This is a genomic window from Wolbachia endosymbiont (group A) of Nomada flava (genome assembly GCF_964027055.1).
Lineage (GTDB): Bacteria > Pseudomonadota > Alphaproteobacteria > Rickettsiales > Anaplasmataceae > Wolbachia > Wolbachia pipientis.
In genome coordinates this window covers 1207122-1226305 of the sequence record NZ_OZ034725.1, presented here as the reverse complement: position 1 = coordinate 1226305, position 19184 = coordinate 1207122, and the positions used below count along the sequence as shown (strand labels likewise).

The following is a 19184-nucleotide window of genomic DNA, read 5'->3' as shown; positions in this document are numbered from 1 at the left end:
ACTAATTAAAAAGATATTTTAAGTAAAGTTTTAGAAATTTATTCTGTATTTGGAAAAAGTTTAGATATGCAATCACGCTTAGGCAAATGTTGGTTTAGGGTATTACTTCTTGCAGCTTATGTGCTGATCACAGGTTGTAGTAAGAACGATATGCCTTTTCCAAGGTGCATATCTGCTGACTATTTTGGTCCTGAACCTATTGCAGTAAGCGCTCATTTTTCAAGCGATCATGATGCTTTTATTCCAGAAGGTGAAGATGAAAGCGTTATTGATCCTGACACTGGTGAAATTAATTCTGGTTTTCACCATAACCAAGTGGTGAAGTGGAAAGATACTGGATTAGAAACCAATGGAGATAGCTTAATAGTGCGAGTAAATGGTGCATGGACATCTTGGAGTAATAATAACAAGAAGGAATCTAAAAAAGGCAGTTATACCTTACAAAGCTTGGAGCAGTTAAAATATGCAACTAAATTTGAAGGTAAACAAAGTGATAATAGTTTACCTAATTTTCACTTAGTTTGTAATGATTATAAACCTAGCATACAAAAATTTTCAAGTAAGTCTGATACAAGTTGCACTGTAAATTGCAAGTGCATTAATGAAGATGATAGCGCAAATACAGTATCACGTGGTGCTCCATGTTGGTTTACCAATGGTCATGGTGCTTATCTTTTGTTTCAAACGGGGAAAGATGATCCTAACGAAAATCTAAAGTTAATGCGCGATCCTCAATATCCTACTGTACATCTAGGTTACAACTCCGTGGCAGAAAATGGGAGCGGTCTTTTTACTTTAGACAGAGATAGCACTAAATTAAAAGACAGAAATTGTAACCCGGTGAAATTAAAAAAGGGATGGAAAATATATGTAAAAATATTAGATAGATATTACTTAGATAATGTAGGTGGCTACTCTTTTGAGTTCTTAAGTGGAGTGCAGCAGCCAAGTAGTTTTGGGTTTTTTGATTACATTTATAACTATCTAAAATGTGTATTATTGATTAACGAAAATTGCAAAGAACATTTTAATAGCAATGATCCTGCAGTTGCACAAGCTATGTTCGAAAATATAGCTGAAAAAAGTACGAGCTTTCACAATTTTGTTCTTTCCTTGCTTGTTCTATTTGTAATGATTTCATCGTTTCTTTATCTTTTTGGCATGATACGAGAAACTAAGCATGATATGCTCATCAGAATGATGAAAATCACTCTAGTAATAGTGCTTATATCTCCTGGAAGTTTTAGATTTTTCTATGATCATTTTCTTGTTTTATTCGTTAAAGGTCTTGAACAATTGATAAGTGTAATTACTAACTTTGCTCCCAACATGAACACCGGAATTATTGCTCAAGGAGATGAAGCTAAGTTGTTTAGCTTCATGGAGGACATGTTCAATAAATTTTTTGCTTATTCTGTTTGGAAAAAGTTTGCAGCGTTTTTACATTACCAAATGTGGGCAAGCCTTCTTATGATACCGGCAATTTTCATAGGGATTGTGCTATACTTCTTGTTGTGCTTGTATGCTTACATAATATTTCTCTCTGGCTTTATGGGTATAGCTTTTCTTATAGCTATCATGCCACTGTTCCTGATCTCTATTTTATTTTCACCGCTGAAAAGTCTATTTGAAGGTTGGATAAAATTCTGTATAAGCTTTTGTTTACAGTCGATTATGATATTTACCCTGCTGTCATTGCTGGCTGCTATTATAATGAACACCTTTTATAGACAACTAGGTTTTACTGTATGCTACAATAAATGGTTCGAGGTAAAGTTATGTGCTCCAAAATGGGTGTTTGGCGGTTTTTGTATCGTTGATAAGCAGTACTTTGGTTGGACCCCAGGGCAAATTTTTGTACCTTACACTCTTGGAGAAGCTTCTTCTCTTAACATAGATAAAAGTATAGAAGGTATAGAAAAGATAAGCAGAGAAGGTGGTACAATAAAATTTACTGGAGGCGCTGGATATATCCCGCTTCCACCGGATTACCCTAAAGATAAAAATGGTGAACATATAAAAGGGTTTCGTTATATAGATTATCCTTTCTTTAATCCAATGCCTGGAACTAAAGATAATCCAGCAGACCACTATATTGCAGAAAGTGATATGGTAGTTAGTAATGGCTGCAGTGCAAAAGATCTAGTACGCTTAACAAATAGTTTATCCCATGCATCAGAGAGGGCTGACATTATATTACTGATCAACAATATAGAGAAAAGGATAGGTGATGTTAGTGAAATAATAAAACGCTACTGTCAAGATATAAATAAATGCAATAGTTATAGGGAAATAATTAATGAAATAAGATCTTTAGTGCGGAGTGCGGTAGAAAAACAAGGTTGTAGAATACTGAAATTTCATGATTTATATAAGGATCCCAACAGTGAATACTGTCAGAAATGTAAAGATTGTGAGGATTGCAAAAATTATCAAGAAAATAGCGATTACCAAAGGGTGCAAGACATACAGAGAGGTTATTTAATCAATGCAGGGGAAATCTTTATACTATTCTTGCTTTCATTTTTAATGTTCTCCTTACGCACGTTCGTACAACAAATGGGCTCAAGTATCGCTGGTGGTGGATTCAGCGTTTACAATATATCTAGTATGTATCAGGCATCGCCTTTGACTGGTATAATGGAAGGATTCAAACAGCAGTGGCAAAATTTTGCTGGTAGAGGATTTGAGTCTTTAGGCAGTTGGGCTACTCATTTACCGGATAGATTAGCCGGAGGTGCAGCTAATCTGCTGGGGAGAGTACCAAGAGTTGGAGGAGTGCTGAAATACGCTATTGATGTGCCACGTAAATTTGTAGATGCTACTATTGAAGCAACAAAGTTTGCAACATCGCCTGAAAATGATGTTGATAAGCTCGAGGAAAAAATTTACAGGGCATTTGGAGTTGATAAGGAAGATATTACACACAGAAGGATCGGTAAATATTTAGATTATTATAAAGGATACGTAGGATCACATTTGGGCTATACAATAGAAGATGCTATGAAATTTACTTGGGAGCATGGCCTTGACTCTATAGGAAAGCATGGCTATGATCATAACCTACTCTATAGAGCAAAAGAATATAGGCGAGATTTCTTAGAGAAGCTTCATGATTACACTATCGGCCGTAAGAGAGAACCAGAAAAAGACAATCCTGATCAATCAAATAAGGTAGAACGAGAGTTAGGCACGGAACTAGTAAGAGATAACCATGATCAGCCACTAGAAGAAGGCGACCCTCTTCAACTACGAGGGGGAGGTCAGCCAGATAAGGTAGTACGAGAACTAAGCACAGAACAAGAAGACAAGCCTAATCAACTACAGCATGATCAGCCAACAGAAGAAGATAAGCCTGATCAATCAAATGAAGTGACACGAAATTTAGGCACGGAACCAAAAGGCCCACCACTTTTTGAAATGAACACTCCAGAAGCTGTAGAAAAACGTGCTGAAAGAGCTAGAAGAAAAGAAGAAAGAGATTGAAAAGACGAAGTTTATAATCTTAAGCCTTTATTTAAAGAACCAAAAAATCCAGAAGAGTACGTTAAGGCACTTTTTGAAATGAATACCCAGGAAGCTATAAAAAAACGTGCTGACAGAGAGGAAAAAAGAAATCGAGAAGACAGTAAAAGGAAATTACCGGAACCAATGAGGAAACCAGATGCAAAAGGAGATGAGAAGAGGATTGAAGATGAAGACTAATAAAAATTTCAAAGGCCTTGATTATTATAAATTGCAGCAAGATGATGATGGCAATATAAAATTAAATAATTATGATGACGTTTTAAATGTGCGTAGGGCGAGAGTAGATCTACTATTAGACAACACACCAGACAACAATATCGACCTCACTAAATTAAATAAAGCTTTGAGTGAGAAATTTGTAGATAATCATAGTTTATTGTCTGAATTTGATAAGGAAGACAAAGAGATTGTACAAGAAAGGATTAAGGTGTTTAGTATTTTAGAAAGTCTTGAAGACCTTAAAAGCGTGAAAAGTGAAGATCTGTTAGAGGTTAGCTTACTGCTGTCAGATCTTAGCTTCATAGAGAGAAATGTTGTACTAAATACCGATCAGAATTCTGATCTAGCAGGATTTAAAAACCTATTTATTGAAAAAAAAGCATCTGGTGAAGAGTATAGTGAAGAAGAATGTAGAGGCTTTCTTGATAATATAGATAAAATCAATACTATAATTAAGTTAGAGTTAGAAAGCAGAATTGAAGGGCTAAATCATGATGAAAAAAATGATCATGATGATTTACAAGATGAGATTGGTCAAGCAATTAATGCAGCAGGCAAATCAGAAAAAGATAACTGATGAGTCTTGTGTTTGTGTTTTTCTTACAAGCGACTCGATAGCTTCTCTCTATTAAACTGCTAAAGCCATATTGACATTAATCATATAGTATAAATAATTAATTATTTTGGAGCTTATTTAATATGCTACGCATCATTGCAGGCAAATATCGCGGAAGAAAAATAACTACAGGTAAGCATTTAGCTGCACGGCCAACTATGAGTATTGTCCGAGAAGCAATATTTAATATGCTTTCCTCAAGAAAACCTATTTATAACTTGAATGTACTTGATTTATTCTGTGGTAGTGGTTCTTTTTCATTTGAAGCGCTTTCTCGCGGCGCTAAACATGCATTTATGGTAGATTCAGATTATTACAATTTGCAATTGCCTAAAAAAACAGCAGAAGATTTTGGAATTACGGACAATGTTACGCTAATTTGCTGCAGTGCTAACTGCTTACCACAACCTATTTCAAAATGTGACATAGTTTTTATAGACCCACCTTACAATAGCAATCTAGTTGAATCAACGTTGAATGGACTAGCTAACTCAGGCTGGTTAAGTGATGATGCATTGATAATTCTAGAGATCAAAAAAAATGAAGATTTTCAATGCAACGAAAATTTTAGCGTAATTTTGGAACGTATTTACGGTATAGCGAGAATAATTTTTCTTTCTCTATTAACTTGAACTTGCATATACTTTTCATTGATGAGTTCCAGTTCTATTTTCGTCAAGTTTCCGGAGAAATTACTTATTCTGTACTGCCCTAGATCAAAATTTTTATTAAATTCAGAGTCTATTAAATATTCATGTGCTTCTTCAATAAATTTATTTTCTTTTTCTTCGTAACTGGTGTATTTTGTTGTACCATTATTATCCTCACGATAAACTAAATGTTCTTTATGATCAGCATGAATATTTTTATTTTCACAAACCTTTTCAGGATCGTGCTCAAGTACTTTTCTACCAACAATCAATAGCTTATAAGAAATTTCCTATGATTCCTTTTAAGCGAGTTTTGAATTTTTGAAATGTCATGACATTGTTGATACGGTTATCAAGAAACGATAAAGTATCCGCAAAATCTTCTGAATAATCATTGATAAAAAAAAGTATCGTACTTAAGTACACTCCAGCTAATATTGCTCTTTTTGTATAGTAGTTAAAATCTGTTGATTGGTCATAAATGCCATACCAAATCGCACTAACAGTTCTGTATAAAAGTTTACTAGAAAAATATGTATTTTTTGGTGATACAGAGAATAATAAGACATTTTTTAAAAGTTCTCTATAATTTGGTAGCTTAGCGTAATTTGAAAGGCGTATTTGAATGGCTAACTTTACTCGCTCTCGCACTTTCATATCTTCTAAATTAGAATTCCTTAGTTCAGCTTCCATTGAGCTATTTAAGTCCTCTGCTATGTGCTCCAAAGCGCTATATATTCCATTCTGAAATTTGCAAAAGCTATTAGCTAGATTAAGGTCTGTACACACCTTTAATAGGGTTTCATCGCTTATCCCTTCAAATGGAATAACCCTAATTAGCTTATCTATTATTAACTTTTGTTCCACAGTAGCATTATACTAAACAACATGTGTGATTGTACCTGAGATTTTCAAACATTCTACAAAATGCTTCACCACGTTCCTCGAAATTTTTCCATTGATCAAAAGAAGCACACGCGGGAGAAAGTAATATTGTTACTTCTTCTGCGCTATTTAAGGCCTCTTCAAAAGCCAATCTGAATGCATCTTCTAGATTGCAACATTTAACATAATCTACTTTATTCTCCATAACATTTGCAAAAGCTTCGGTTGATTCTCCAATAAGAAAAGCTTTTCTAACCCTTGTAAAATGCTTGCTTAATGATTCTATTCCACCTTTTTTGCTTCTTCCACCAACGATCCAATTTATGTTTTCATAAGATAAGATCGCCTTTTCGCTCGATTTTGCATTAGTTGCTTTGCTATCGTTCACGAAAAACACATTTCTTATTTTGCCAAGCAGTTCATTCCTATGCCTCAGTCCTGAAAAGGACTTGATTCCATTGATAATAGTGTTGCTATCTACTCCAAGTACCTTACATACGGCATATGCGGCTGCTATGTTTTCTGCGTTGGATATTAGGTTTATTTTCACGTCGCTTACTGATAAGCTATGATTCTCTAGTTTTAACGAGATCTTCTGGATCCCAGTGCCCCTTTTGTCATCCAAGTAGCTGACACTGGGATCCAGATAATTTCGATCTATACCAGTAATCTGTTCACTATAATCAAGCAAATTGTTACCTGCCAATGATATTAGATCTCTTGCACCACCCTCTGTCATCTGAGTAGTTGGCAATGGTTTTTCTTTTCTGGATTCCAGCGTCACGCGCTGGAATGACATCGGGGAATATGTTACTGAGATTGGAATTTTGTTCCCAGTGAATTTGTTGAATATATCAGCGGTAATCCCATTGTCACATCCTATCACAGCAATCTCACTACCGTTTATCAGTTTTAATTTAGCTGCTATGTAATTCTCCATACTTCCATGCCTATCTATGTGGTCTGGTGTAATATTGAGCAGTACTGAAATGTCCACGTTAATTTCATTCATCAACTCCAATTGAAAAGAAGAGAGTTCGATTACATAAATTTCTGCATCTCTTTCTAGATCCAAAACAGGAACACCTAAATTTCCACCAATAGCTACTTTTTTCCCTGCAGATTTTAATATGTGCCCTATTAGTGATGTAGTGGTTGATTTACCATTTGTTCCTGTGACGCCTATTACCTTCTGGTTTATAGTTTTAGCTTCAAGAAATAGCTCAATGTCTGATTTTATTTTGCAATCAAATCTCCTTGCAAGTTTTACTATCCAATGTGGCTCTGTTGGCACTCCAGGGCTTAAAACCAATGCACTGATCTCATGCCAATTATATTCCTTGGGATGAATAAAATTACATTTTTTATACATCATTTTTGCGTTTGCTATTTGCTCTTCATGATCATCCCATGCATATATTCTTGCACCACTCTTTGTTAGAGCGTTAATGGCGGATAAACCAGTTTTACCAAGACCAAAAACCGCGACGTTTTGATTTTTGTATTTGTTTAGTTGCACTGCTAGATAACTTATGCGAACCATTTTATAAAGATATCGTACAAATTACAACAGACTTCTTTCGTAGGTTACAACTGTCATTCAATAGAAACAAAAACTTCCTTGACAAACTCCGCCAGCCCCCTTATCATGAAACTGAAGCTATTTATTTATCTTCTCTGTACAGATTAAATGACAAAAAAACTCACGTATCTGGCGTCTCATGTTTAATTTTTTGCACTATGTGCACCTTATGTCTTTATCAAATTTCTAGGTTTTTACCTATATAAGCTGAAACGCGCTTATAAAGCGTTCAAGACATCACCCAACGTCAAATTTTAAAATAGAGAGTGTAATAACTAGCTACTGCGGGTTTTCTATGCCTTTTTTTTCTGCCTGGTAAATTTCTTAAATATTAAAGCTAAGGTTAGTTGCATTTAAAAGCAGCTAAATTGCAGCGTTTAAGACTTAAAAAACGCCAATACTGAAAATAGACAATGACTAGGGTTTCTTTTGCCTTTTTTTTTATTTGGTAAATTTCTTAATGTTTGTAGCTAAAGCAACTTAAGAGACCGAAAATGGTCAGTGCTCCTTTTTTTGTCATCCCAGTGCTCCTATGATGTCATTCCAGTGCTTGACACTGGAATCCAGTTTTCCATATAATCTCATTGAAAATGTTGTAACCACTTTCTGTGCTAGTTTGCTTGCTTACAAGCAAACTTTCCTGGATCCCAGTGTCAAGCACTGGGATGACATCATAGGGGCGTTGCCATCATAAAGGAACCAGTGTCAGCTACTTGGATGACAGGAGAAGGCACTAGCCTGACAACCGTCATCCCGCTGCTTGTTAGCGGGATCTATGCTAAAGGAGATACTTGGATAACAAGAAATATAGGTACTGGAATTGCAAAGAGTTTGCAAATATTAGTTATTACCTGTAGGATATAGAGAAATTAGTAAGGATTTTAATAGGGATAATATGCCATCTGTTACTTTTATTTTACCTGATGGGAGTAAGAAAAGCTATGAAGCTGCAGAGGGAGAAACTCTGCTTAATTTAGCCCACAGAAGTGATCCAGATCTGCTTGAAGGTGCATGTGAAGGCTCTCTTGCTTGTTCTACATGCCACGTGATTGTTGATCCAAAGTTTTATAATGCTGTAGAAACGCATAATCCCATATCTGATGAGGAAAACGATATGTTAGATCTAGCCTTCGGCTTAACGGAGACATCAAGACTTGGGTGCCAAATAAAAATCACAAAAGATATCGACGGCTTGTGTGTAACCATACCAAGGGGTACAAGAAATATATCATTGGATAAACAGGGGAGTGATTAGCTATGCGTAAGATTTTTATCTATATTATCATCTCTTTACTTTTGTTTATTCCTGTAGCGTATAGTGGTTTTTGGTATTTTTCTGCATGTAAGGTAAAAAATCTTTTAGCTGAAACAATACTATACATTAACGACGAAAAGTTTGATATTTTACATGATTTTAGTGGACTTCCTTCTAACCTAATTTTCCGTGTGACAAACCCAAAATTTTCCAATGAGCAATTAACCATCTCATCTGATGCTTTATTGATAAAAAATAGATTGTTTGATAAATCAGTATATATCTACATACCAAGCAATGAAGTCAACATTGTTGTTCATGGTGATGAGAAAAAGAATATAAAATGCCACACAAATGATAGCAGCCACTTTGTTGTTAGACTAAATGATTTACCATCTTCATTGCGATTCAACAGAAATAGTACCGTGATAGACTATATAGATACACTTCGTTACGAAGATTATGGATTAAAATGTGATGTTTCAGAAAATCAGCAAAGTGTTATAACTGAAGTGAATGATAAAAGTAATTACATTCAATTTCACCTCGATAAAGAACCAAGTGGAAATACTAAACTAGGATTTGATTTTTATACTTATCGGTATAAAAATACTGCAAGTCCTGAAAGTTACCTTAGTATCGACACTAAATTTGATTACGAATTTGTAAACCACATCTCAGCTTCCAGAATTAATTTCAACATAGAGAAATTTTTAATTCAAAGTAATAATTTTTCTCTTGCTGCAGATGGTGGAGTGCAAAATTATAATTTGGTTACGTCTTCATTTAAAGACAAAATCAACGTGGCTATATCAAATTATAAAGAATTAATCTCGTTTATGATTGGTGACTCAAAAACTTCAGATGCGTTTGAAAAATTAATGTCTTCCTTATCAGAAAAAACAACTGATGACGGCATTCAATTTTCAATAAAGTACGATGATGATGTAGGGTCAAGCTTTATTGGAAAGTTATCCACTACTGATTTTATGAACCAACTCAGTAAAATAACCCAATTAACCAAGGATGAGAGCAGTAGTTAGTTTACTTTTCATATTGATATTTCACTCAGGCGTAAACGCTTTTACTCTGGATAATAAACTCAGAGATAAAAGCATGGAAAAACGAGCAACAAGTTTATTTGAAATAATAAGGTGTCCAATATGTTCTGGCGAATCATTGTCTGAATCTGGATCTCAGATCGCGTATGATATGCGAGGAGCAATTCGTAAAAAAATCAATGATGGATACACTGATGAAGAGATAATCTCAGAGTTAAAAAATTCTTACGGCAATTCAATTATAATCGTACCACCTAGCACTTACATTTTGTGGTTTATTCCACTTACAACTCTGCTTATTGGGTGTTTTTTAATACAAAGATACATCAATACAACCACTTAAACCTTTTATATATAGCTAAAGTGACTTAGGTTCTCTAATTGCACATAAGTCAACAATAATTTTCACATAAATCAAAACAGCATATCTTCTCCATAATCCTTGGTAATTTTACATAAGTTAAAAGTAGCATATGGTTCTCTCCGCGGTCTGAGATGACAATAAATTTGTCAAGCCGCATTATACTTGTTAGGCGGAAGTGGACGGCAACATATTTACCACGAAGTCTAACTAAGTTCTTGCTTGTCCCTTCCATCGGCATTGCTATCTTTATTTTCAATAAAATTATTGTCCTATGCTCTTTTGATGTTTATTGATAATAAAATTCTGTTTTATCAACCAACATCCTATGCATAATTACAGCTAATTTTCTTGCTACTGCTACAATTGCTTTTTTCATTCCTTTTTTCTTCGCAACCCCAGTTTTTTAATTTAAATGTCCTCTTGGTAACTGTAAGCATTGTTTGTGCAGCTTCATATAACATACTTCTACATTCCGCTGGTCCCATCTTTGATATGCTGCCATGCCGATCAACTTCTCCAGAAGAATATTGCCTTGGTGTCAACCCTATATACCCCAGTTGCGGATTAGCCAACGAAGTAAAGCTTAGAAATACAGGGCTTTTTCGGCTGCATGGAATATGAAACAAGCGTAGAAAAAATGTGTACCAAAAAATTTATCGGTGATCTATGGCGAGTATGCTCAATCTCAAATTTGTTTTTCAGAGAGCCAAAAACTGTCTCAATAATCGATCTTTTTCTTAACAAAATCTTCTCATTTAGCGCCATTAATGAGTTTTTCATACCCTTTTTTATACTGGTTACAAGCTTTAACCCTCTATCGAATAATTCGTGAAAAAGATCTTTTTTGATATGTCCTTTATCTCCAAACAATAATCCAGTTAATTTCTTAGTTAAATTTGGCACAGGTATCAACGTTGCCTTTTATCACCGTAACCCCTTGAATTTCGCCAGTTTCATTGATTACTAGATGTACCGAAAAACCACCCATAAGTAGTCTTTCCAATCTTTGCCAACCCTTTGAAAACTTTGTTTCTCGAGGTCCTTTTTGGATGGCAAACAGCGATAGATGTTGCATCTATGTACGAAATCCCTGTCACTTTTGACTGTTCGCAAAACCATTGCATTAAGAGCGCTAAATACCATAAAACCCGCGATTTTAGCCTGATAAACCTACTATAGGATGGCAATTTTGGAAACGCTGATTCGTATAATAATTTCAAATAATGCACATAGAAAATTTTAAAATTGTCGCACTTGGATTGGTGATATAGCAATATTATGGTAAAAATCTCTGAATGCGTAATCTCTGGCGTCCTGGTTGGTTTTTTGCCACTTGGTAGAAGTTTTTCTGCAAAATTTTCATCGACTGTATTGCAAAAATCATCGACTATACAAAAGATTTCTGTTACTTTCTCTTTCATTGGTAACCTCCTATTTTAGGAATGAATATCAAATACCTCGGAGTTTACCCTATTTCCTTACCTTTTCTATTTTTTCTAATTTACAACTGGGGTTAGCAGTGCTGTGAGAATGGTTGAAAGCGCAAAAGAAAACCTCTCGGAAGTTAAAAATATACTGGTCGATGCAGGTTATACAGGAGAAAATTTTGCAACTCAAATAAAAACGATTATTGGAGCAACTGTAGAAGTAATAAAACGAAGTGAATTACATTCCTTTGCTGTATTGCCACAAAGATGGGTTGTAGAGCGATCTTTCTCTTGGTTAGAAAAATGCAGACGATTGTGGAAAAATTGCGAGCGAAAACTTAACACTAGCCTACAAATGGTCGTTCTTTCCTTCATTTCTCTTCTATTGAGAAGATTTTAAACAGGTTCTAAATCTTTATTTTAAAAATGTCATATTGACCACCGGTACCTGAAAATACTATTCCAATTGATCAGAGCTATCCATTTCCTTAATTTTTGTAACGTTGTCATAGGAGTACTATAATTTAGTATCAACTATGTTTTATTGTTTTTGCATCTAAAAAAATTTAGCTTATTCAAGCAACATTTTGCCTTTTTTTGGATGTAGGGATTTTTTAGGAATTGTCTTCTTGAATTCTATGGTATTTTGTTTAGCATTGAAACAAGATTCCAGTGTCAGCTACTTGCATGACATTATTGGTTAATGTTTTATGGCTTTACGATAGCTATACAACTTATCTTAAAAGCAATATAGTGTTTACTATACAATGAATCAAAGATAGTAAGTAAAGTCTATGGAATTTCAAATCGCTACACATTTTCAACCGGCTGGGGATCAACCACAGGCAATCGATAGCTTAATTGCAGGGCTAAATAGCAATAAAAGAGATCAGGTTTTGCTTGGAGTTACTGGTTCTGGGAAAACTTTTACTATGGCAAATGTTATTGCAAGGACAAACAGGCCTGCATTAATTATGGCACACAATAAAACTTTAGCAGCACAGCTTTATGAGGAAATGAAAGGATTGTTTCCCCATAATGCTGTTGAATACTTCATTTCTTATTATGATTATTATCAACCTGAAGCCTATTTACCACAAACTGATACTTATATCGAAAAAGATTCTGCAATTAACGAAAGAATTGAGATGCTGCGTTATTCCACCGTCTGCTCCCTTTTGGAGCGCAGGGATACGATCGTAGTTGCCAGTGTTTCCTGCATATACGGTCTTGGTTCGCCTGAGAGCTACCGCAGCATGATCATACCGCTTAGTGTTGGAAATAAAATTCATATTAATGATTTCCTGAGCAACTTAACTGATCTTCAATACAAGCGCTCTGATGCCAGGTTTGAGAGAGGATATTTCAGAGTGCGCGGCGATATTATTGATATATTTCCTTCCCATTATGAAAATAAAGCTTGGCGTTTATCGTTATTTGGCGATGAAATAGAAGAAATTTCTAAAGTTGATGCTATAACGGGCAATGTTACCAAAGGCGTAAATAAAATCACCATTTTTCCAAATAGCTATTACATAACCCCGCGTGAGGCTTTGTTGCAGGCAATTGAACTAGTCAAAAAAGAGCTGCATGAACGCTTGGATTATTACTACTCGCAAAATAAGATTGTTGAAGCAAAGCGCCTCGAGCAACGCACTAATTTTGATATCGAAATGATGAGAACAACAGGAATAAGTAAAGGTATTGAAAATTATTCGCGTTATCTCTATGGAATGGAAGCTGGGGATCCACCACCTACTTTGTTTGAATATTTACCTAAAGACGTAATTTTATTTGTTGATGAGAGTCATGTCACCGTTCCTCAGGTTGGTGCGATGTACAGTGGTAATGAGGCGCGTAAAAAGAAATTGATCGACTATGGCTTCAGGCTCCCTTCCGCTTTTGATAATCGTCCATTAAAATTTGAAGAGTGGGAGGGAGTTAGGCCGCAGACTATTTACATTTCAGCCACTCCCGGAAAGTATGAGTTGGCAAAGACCAATAATGTATTTATAGAGCAAGTTATCCGTCCAACAGGGCTTACGGACCCAATCTGCATTGTAAAACCAATAGAGAGTCAAATTGATGATGTAATTCATGAGGCACAAGTGACAATAGGGAAGGGATTTTGTGTTTTAATCACTACATTGACGAAAAAAATGGCTGAAAATTTAGCTGAATATATGAGTGAATTGAATATGAGAGTGAGTTATTTGCATTCTGATATTGCTGCGCTGGAGAGAATAGAAATTATATACAAATTGAGATCTAAAGAAATCGATGTTTTAGTAGGTGTTAACTTGCTGAGGGAAGGTCTTGATATTCCAGAGTGTGGGTTGGTTGCAATTTTGGATGCTGATAAAGAAGGATTTTTGCGATCGGAAACTTCATTAATTCAAACGATCGGTCGTGCTGCGCGTAATGCTGAAGGTAGAGTAATTTTGTATGCAGATAAAATCACTGGTTCTCTGGATCGTGCGTTAAAAGAGACTGAAAGAAGAAGAAAAAAACAAGAAGAACATAATATATTGCACAATATTATCCCAAAGACTATAATAAAACCTATATCAAACACCTTACAGGAGAGGGCAATAGCAGAACCGAAAGTAAATACTAATAAGGATGATTTGAGAAAGCAAATGATAGAGCATGCTGAAAATTTAGAGTTTGAAGAAGCAGCAAGAATAAAAAAATTATTGCAAGGTTAAGTAATATATGATGCTATGGGCATAGCATGAAAGTGTAAATAATTTTATTGATATCTTTATATTAATACTTTTTAAATATTTAGTACGGTGCAATATCTGCAATGGATGAGAAAAACTAACACCAGTGCTTTCAGGGTCAGGGACTTTGGCTCCAACCCTAATAAAACACTTGGGTGGTTAAGATATATCTAAAAACCTCAATTTTTCTCCAAAACTTTTGACATATACTTTGCCTGTTGCACACTACACTCTTTGCACTCTGAAGAGACATTTCCCCTATGTAGCACAGCAGGAGAACCCATAGAACAAAAACCACTATCTCTATCAACTTTTTTAGAACTAGAGTTATCAGGTGACGATAATTGTGCTTCTGCAAGTCGCAATAACTGTGATTCTTTACCCTCACATAGAGATCTGCTTAGCTCCCTTTTCCCCTCAAGAGCATGCGTCAAATATAAAAGCCGCTCCTCCCCAGGGGAGAAATAGTTGGAGTTTAGCTTCTTTCGCTCCTCAGGAGAAAGAAATGGGCGTAGTTCCTCCCTCTGATCAGGATCAAGACGTTGTTGCCACTCTGGTCCACCTTCATGCGTAGGAGAAGTCACTCCTGAGGGTGGATTATTTTTTGCTTTTATTCTAGTTGGGAATGAAAAAAATGGCTTAGACACAGGTGGTTTTTCAGTTACAGGAGTTCCAGGAGTACTTCGCGTTGTATCACGCCCTACATCATGTCGCTTAAGGTTTACGCCATATTGCTTCTTAAAAGGTGAAGAGAGCAATTTTTTTATTTTTTGAACACCACCCCCATGTTTCTTCTCCGGAGATTCACTTTCTTGTGACTTTGCTTCAAAACACTCATCACTACTTTTTCGATCACTTTTATCAGTAACTTGCTGTTTTTCAGGTTCCTCATTACAAATGTTCTTCATATCTTTTGGAGAATCTTCAGAAACCCCAGAATTTAAGGACATTGAATTATCCCATGCTATAGGAAAAGGAATCGATGATGGTCTACAGGTCATTTTCTGATCCCGAATATTAGCCTCTGTTAGCATACCTTCACCAGCACCTAAAGATAGCTGTGATTGACCACAAGTGGGTTGACTTGGATCTATTTCCCCCAGCACCCCCCGAAAAGGCTCTGTTTCTTCCTCTTTTTTTGATCTTCGCCTGGGATGCTTCTCTAACCCTTCACCACGACTCCGCTTGGGACACCCCCGTGTCGGTGATGCTTCAGCTAATAGCGTTCGAGGAAGCTCAGGGTCAATGGACAGTTCATGGTCTTTGTTGATTACAGAGCTTTCCATGATTTTATTCAGCACACAATAAGAAATGTCTTTGTCATAAAAGTCTATTCCATATACTCCTCGATTACCAAATACCGGTAGGTGTTTTGGTGAAATATAATCTTCAACATTATTTAACACAACCATACCAAATACATTATTAATATAGCCCACTTCTTTCTTATTTAAAAGTCTACAATTTTCTTTGCCTCCAATACCAGAAGTAATTTGTATAATAGGTACAAGAACTGAATTCTCACCATGGCCTGTATAAGAAGTATGCAATATAGTATCAGCTGGTATGCCCATTCCACGAAGCAAAACAATTATTGGAAATTTCAGACTCTCAACAACTTCATCCTTGCTACTTGGAACCTGAAAGTCACGACATATCAAAGATGCTTTTCTTTTTACTACCCTCCTAATGAACTCAACATTATCAAAAATGCTTGCCTTTATATACACACAATTGTCCTTGATTTTCAAAAAATCATCAGTTCTTTTAGGGCCGTTTTTATAATTTTTTACCCTTGACGAGAATGACTCTACAAAATAATCTTGTAACCTTTTATCATAGAAACGCATACAATACAGATAAGATTTCCTGTCAAAGCTTTTATCAGACGTATGCTCTTCTACATATTCTAAACCACAATCTCTTCCCATAGCACCTGTGACGTCTCTCGCAAGCCCATTAGCTAGTAAACATTTTAGATTAAAAACTACACCTTTACCTATTGGCACTAAAAGCTTATATCCCTCCTTATATTTAGTCAACTGCCTTTCATTAAAGTTAAAAGGAAAAAACTTTGTATTAAAAGACATATTAGCACCACTTTCACTCCCACAAAATGTTTCTACTATGCTTTCCTTTATATTGTGCAAGTACTCCATGCATTGACCAACATCCATATCTTTATCAAATGAGATAATAATACGATTTTCCTTCTTAAAAAAAGTTTGATCTGTGCTTTGTACAGTAAAATTAGTAATGCCAATATCATTTTCACAAAGAATAATGTTAAATGCTCTTACTAATTCTTTATTCATTATATTAGGCATAATAACCCTCCCTATTCAAATTACCATAAATTTACTGTTACTTACCACTTCTGCCACTACCTTGACCACTAGATTGATTTTGCTTCCTTCTCTCCTCCTCACGCTTAATTCTCTCTGTAAAGTCATCAACTCTCCTTGGGTCTACTTTACTTAGGTCAATTCTTCCTCCTCCAGGAGCATTATTGTCACCATATTTTCGTTTATTATCATTATCATTATCATTCGGCATATTACTCTCCAGTAAAAATATTATGTAATTAATATACTAAAAATAAAATTAAGTGCAAGCACTTTTTTATATTTTTTTTCAAAAAATTTTATTCACTCTTTTTCATAAAACCCAACTTTCAAGATTCCAGCGTCACGTGCTACCCTTTCTTGTCATCCCAGTGCCCAGACACTGGAATCTAGTCTTTTTTGCAATTTCATCAAAAACGCTCCTTTTTAACATAAAACCCTACATTTATCAAACCCAATGCACAGTCTGGATTCCAGCGTCACCCGCTGGAATGACAAAAAAAGATGCTGAATGACACTCGTGTTTCTTTATGTCATACCAAATACCCATAGGTGTCATCCCAGTGCCCAGACACTGGGATCCAGTCTTTTTTGTCATCCAAGTAGCTAACACTGGTTCTTTGCAATTTCATCAAAACCACTCCCTTTTAACATAAAACCCTACATTTACCAAACCCACAGCCTGGATTCCAGTGTCACGCACTGGAATGACAAAAAAGAAATCACTGTAATCTAACTACCTTCATGATTATGTCTTTCCTACTGACTGACCTTCTGCACATTTCTCAACTTTTACATCATTAGTCAATCCTTTTGGTGGTTGAGCATTACTTGCAGAACTACGCTGATCAGCACTAGTATTAGACTTATCACTAGTGCCTGATGGAGCTTGCCAATCACCAATTGGATAATCGTGCGCAGGAGGTTTATTACTGTTATCTAGGTTTGCTCTTCTTAATTTCCTATTACCAAGTTTAAATTTTCCACCTCTTTTTCGCTGATCTTGTTTTGGCTTCTCCTCCTCCGGAGCTTTCGGTGGACACACCTCTTTCTTCGGTTCCTCAGGTCTTGCTTTCTTCTCTTCTTCCACTTTTGGTTTTGTTTCCTCGCGGTTCTCATTGTTTATAACCTCCTTAAATATAGAAGGCATTATAGGCTTTGGTAAAAGATCAAGCTCTGGTTTGCTCAGAGGGACTGGCCTTACAAATCCGGGTGAAACTTCAAAAAGGGAAACTGGCACTTTAGGTTTTTCTCTTTCATCTACCTTTATTTCTACTTCTTTGCAAACTTCTTTATTTTCTTCTTTTAATGATGTTTTTTCTGCTTTTTTATCTTCTTTTTCTGTAGATGCCTCTACCGCAGCCGCCAACTCAACTCCAAACATCTCTGCGAACATTGTAACAATCCATCCGACAACGGCCATTTGTAACCTGAGTTTCAGATCTTGCAATGCAGTTAATCTTTCTAACGCCCTTGCAAATTCTTCTTCTGATAACTCACCACTGCCTAATTTTTCCTGCAATTCTTTTATCTCTTTGTCCAACCTCTGATTGAAACTTAAATCGCGTGCAAAAATCTTCTTGATTAACTCCTTAAGCTTGTCACGCATAAATTTAATTATCGCAGTAATCAGGTTTTTTTCTTTCTTCTCCTTGAGCATTTGGTAGATTTTCGGATCATCTACATTTACTTCAAAAAGGTTGAAGAGAGGTTCAAAGAAATTCCAGAAACCTCCGAGTACTCTGTCTTTTTCACCAGTGAAGTGATCCTCCTCATCACCTTCTCCGATATGTAGCTCTGCTTGAGATGATATTTCATCGATACAACTAGAAGCCTGACGCTCACACTCGAGCCTCCTGAGCAAATCTTGTCTGGTGAGCTCCTCTATGGCTACTTTTAGTTCATTTAACTTCTGCTCCGCAGAGAAATCTTGCTCCCTGATTTTTCCTTGGAAGATCGAGCTACCGTTTCCGTTATTATCTGAAAAATTTTCCATTATTTTTGCTTCCTCAATAAAATTACTGCCTTTGTTGTTACCTGAAAAGCTTTCCACCATTTTTACTCCCTTCATAAAACTTAATAATTTAATTCTACAGTACTAAATATTTAAGAAGTATTAATGTAAAGATGTCAATAAAATTATTTATATCTTTACACTATATTATATCATACGCCATTTAACCTTTCAATAATATTTTTTATTCTTGCTGTTTTTTCAAACTCTAGCATGCGCTTTTCTTAAATTATCCTTATTAATATTTGCTTTTGCCTCTATCACCACTTTTTCTTGTAAAGTATTTGATATAGATTTTATTATACTCTTTGGTATAACATTTGCAACATACTTTATCTATAAATGGAAATTATTATACTTGCAGCTAGACACAATTTGAAATAATTTACACTATAAAGTTAAGGAACGAGATCCCAGTGTCACGCACTGGGATGACAGCAGTCCTACGTCATACCGCGATTCATTCGCGGTATGAATTCCGCTAACAAGTAGCGGAATGACGAATTTTTGTT

Annotated in this window: 18 protein-coding genes and 2 pseudogenes; 11 read left to right on the top strand and 9 right to left on the bottom strand. The window is 35.6% G+C overall.

All coding sequences use genetic code 11. From position 1 onward, the window contains the following. Positions 1–66: 66 nt before the first annotated feature. The 4 genes from AAGD70_RS06400 to rsmD all read left to right on the top strand — a co-directional run bounded on the left by AAGD70_RS06400 (position 67) and on the right by rsmD (position 4995). Positions 67–3486, top strand: coding sequence for a type IV secretion system protein (locus AAGD70_RS06400; RefSeq protein WP_245611709.1), 3420 nt, complete (start codon positions 67–69; stop codon positions 3484–3486). A 78-nt stretch (positions 3487–3564) separates the two neighbouring features. Further along, entirely contained in the window at positions 3565–3705 is a 141-nt protein-coding gene (locus tag AAGD70_RS06395) for a hypothetical protein (protein WP_245611000.1), read from the top strand. Then, positions 3695–4324 carry a hypothetical protein gene (locus AAGD70_RS06390; RefSeq protein WP_065094405.1) on the top strand — a complete coding sequence of 210 codons (630 nt, stop codon included), beginning with the start codon at positions 3695–3697 and terminating at the stop codon, positions 4322–4324. Before AAGD70_RS06395 ends, AAGD70_RS06390 begins: the two co-directional genes overlap by 11 nt. Positions 4325–4446: 122 nt before the next feature. Continuing rightward, positions 4447–4995 (top strand): 16S rRNA (guanine(966)-N(2))-methyltransferase RsmD, encoded by a 549-nt coding sequence (gene rsmD, locus AAGD70_RS06385; protein WP_065094404.1) that lies wholly within the window; start codon positions 4447–4449, stop codon positions 4993–4995. Here rsmD and AAGD70_RS06380 read toward each other — a convergent pair. From AAGD70_RS06380 to AAGD70_RS06370, 3 genes are read right to left on the bottom strand one after another with little or no spacing between them, the layout of a single operon-like run. Continuing rightward, complete coding sequence (locus AAGD70_RS06380) at positions 4953–5285, bottom strand: hypothetical protein (protein ID WP_006279274.1); 333 nt, start codon at positions 5283–5285, stop codon at positions 4953–4955. The genes rsmD and AAGD70_RS06380 overlap by 43 nt on opposite strands. A gap of 4 nt (positions 5286–5289) precedes the next feature. Next, a complete protein-coding gene (locus AAGD70_RS06375; RefSeq protein ID WP_065094403.1) occupies positions 5290–5880 on the bottom strand; it encodes a COQ9 family protein in 591 nt (196 codons plus the stop codon). A gap of 7 nt (positions 5881–5887) precedes the next feature. After that, the gene (locus AAGD70_RS06370; RefSeq protein WP_065094402.1) at positions 5888–7441 is read right to left on the bottom strand and encodes a Mur ligase family protein; all 1554 of its coding nucleotides are present in this window, start codon (positions 7439–7441) and stop codon (positions 5888–5890) included. A 571-nt stretch (positions 7442–8012) separates the two neighbouring features. Between AAGD70_RS06370 and AAGD70_RS06365 the strand changes: the two genes are divergently transcribed. The 5 genes from AAGD70_RS06365 to AAGD70_RS06345 are packed head-to-tail and all read left to right on the top strand — an operon-like array spanning position 8013 to position 10139. Next, positions 8013–8174: a hypothetical protein gene (locus AAGD70_RS06365; protein WP_341814080.1), complete on the top strand. Its 162-nt coding sequence runs from the start codon at positions 8013–8015 to the stop codon at positions 8172–8174. Between the two features lie 8 nt (positions 8175–8182). Then, positions 8183–8344, top strand: a complete 162-nt coding sequence (locus tag AAGD70_RS06360; RefSeq protein ID WP_156517976.1) for a hypothetical protein — start codon at positions 8183–8185, stop codon at positions 8342–8344. 31 nt (positions 8345–8375) lie between these two features. Further along, positions 8376–8735 (top strand): ferredoxin family 2Fe-2S iron-sulfur cluster binding protein, encoded by a 360-nt coding sequence (locus tag AAGD70_RS06355; protein WP_065094401.1) that lies wholly within the window; start codon positions 8376–8378, stop codon positions 8733–8735. 2 nt (positions 8736–8737) lie between these two features. Then, complete coding sequence (locus tag AAGD70_RS06350) at positions 8738–9778, top strand: hypothetical protein (protein ID WP_065094400.1); 1041 nt, start codon at positions 8738–8740, stop codon at positions 9776–9778. After that, a complete protein-coding gene (locus AAGD70_RS06345) occupies positions 9762–10139 on the top strand; it encodes a cytochrome c-type biogenesis protein CcmH (RefSeq protein WP_065094399.1) in 378 nt (125 codons plus the stop codon). Before AAGD70_RS06350 ends, AAGD70_RS06345 begins: the two co-directional genes overlap by 17 nt. 344 nt (positions 10140–10483) lie before the next feature. Here AAGD70_RS06345 and AAGD70_RS06340 read toward each other — a convergent pair whose 3' ends face one another. Both AAGD70_RS06340 and AAGD70_RS06335 read right to left on the bottom strand, forming a co-directional pair. Further along, positions 10484–10702 carry a transposase gene (locus AAGD70_RS06340; RefSeq protein WP_065095234.1) on the bottom strand — a complete coding sequence of 73 codons (219 nt, stop codon included), beginning with the start codon at positions 10700–10702 and terminating at the stop codon, positions 10484–10486. A gap of 22 nt (positions 10703–10724) precedes the next feature. Next, positions 10725–11581 (bottom strand): annotated as a pseudogene (locus AAGD70_RS06335) (IS982 family transposase). A 133-nt stretch (positions 11582–11714) separates the two neighbouring features. On the opposite strand from AAGD70_RS06335, the pseudogene AAGD70_RS06330 reads away from it, so the two are divergent. Together AAGD70_RS06330 and uvrB are read left to right on the top strand one after the other, a co-directional pair. Beyond that, a pseudogene (locus AAGD70_RS06330) lies at positions 11715–11987 on the top strand (transposase); the annotation flags it as partial. Between the two features lie 394 nt (positions 11988–12381). Further along, positions 12382–14295, top strand: a complete 1914-nt coding sequence (gene uvrB / locus AAGD70_RS06325; RefSeq protein ID WP_065095141.1) for an excinuclease ABC subunit UvrB — start codon at positions 12382–12384, stop codon at positions 14293–14295. A 197-nt stretch (positions 14296–14492) separates the two neighbouring features. Here the strand turns inward: uvrB and AAGD70_RS06320 are convergent, their stop codons facing one another. The 4 genes from AAGD70_RS06320 to AAGD70_RS06305 form a co-directional block, all read right to left on the bottom strand. Continuing rightward, positions 14493–16640 (bottom strand): hypothetical protein, encoded by a 2148-nt coding sequence (locus AAGD70_RS06320; protein ID WP_065106813.1) that lies wholly within the window; start codon positions 16638–16640, stop codon positions 14493–14495. Between the two features lie 37 nt (positions 16641–16677). Further along, on the bottom strand, positions 16678–16869 hold the full coding sequence (locus AAGD70_RS06315) for a hypothetical protein (RefSeq protein ID WP_065095443.1): 192 nt from the start codon (positions 16867–16869) through the stop codon (positions 16678–16680). Positions 16870–17106: 237 nt separating this feature from the next. After that, complete coding sequence (locus AAGD70_RS06310; RefSeq protein ID WP_156518109.1) at positions 17107–17256, bottom strand: hypothetical protein; 150 nt, start codon at positions 17254–17256, stop codon at positions 17107–17109. Between the two features lie 150 nt (positions 17257–17406). Continuing rightward, on the bottom strand, positions 17407–18714 hold the full coding sequence (locus AAGD70_RS06305; RefSeq protein ID WP_341814079.1) for a hypothetical protein: 1308 nt from the start codon (positions 18712–18714) through the stop codon (positions 17407–17409). Positions 18715–19184: the final 470 nt, after the last annotated feature.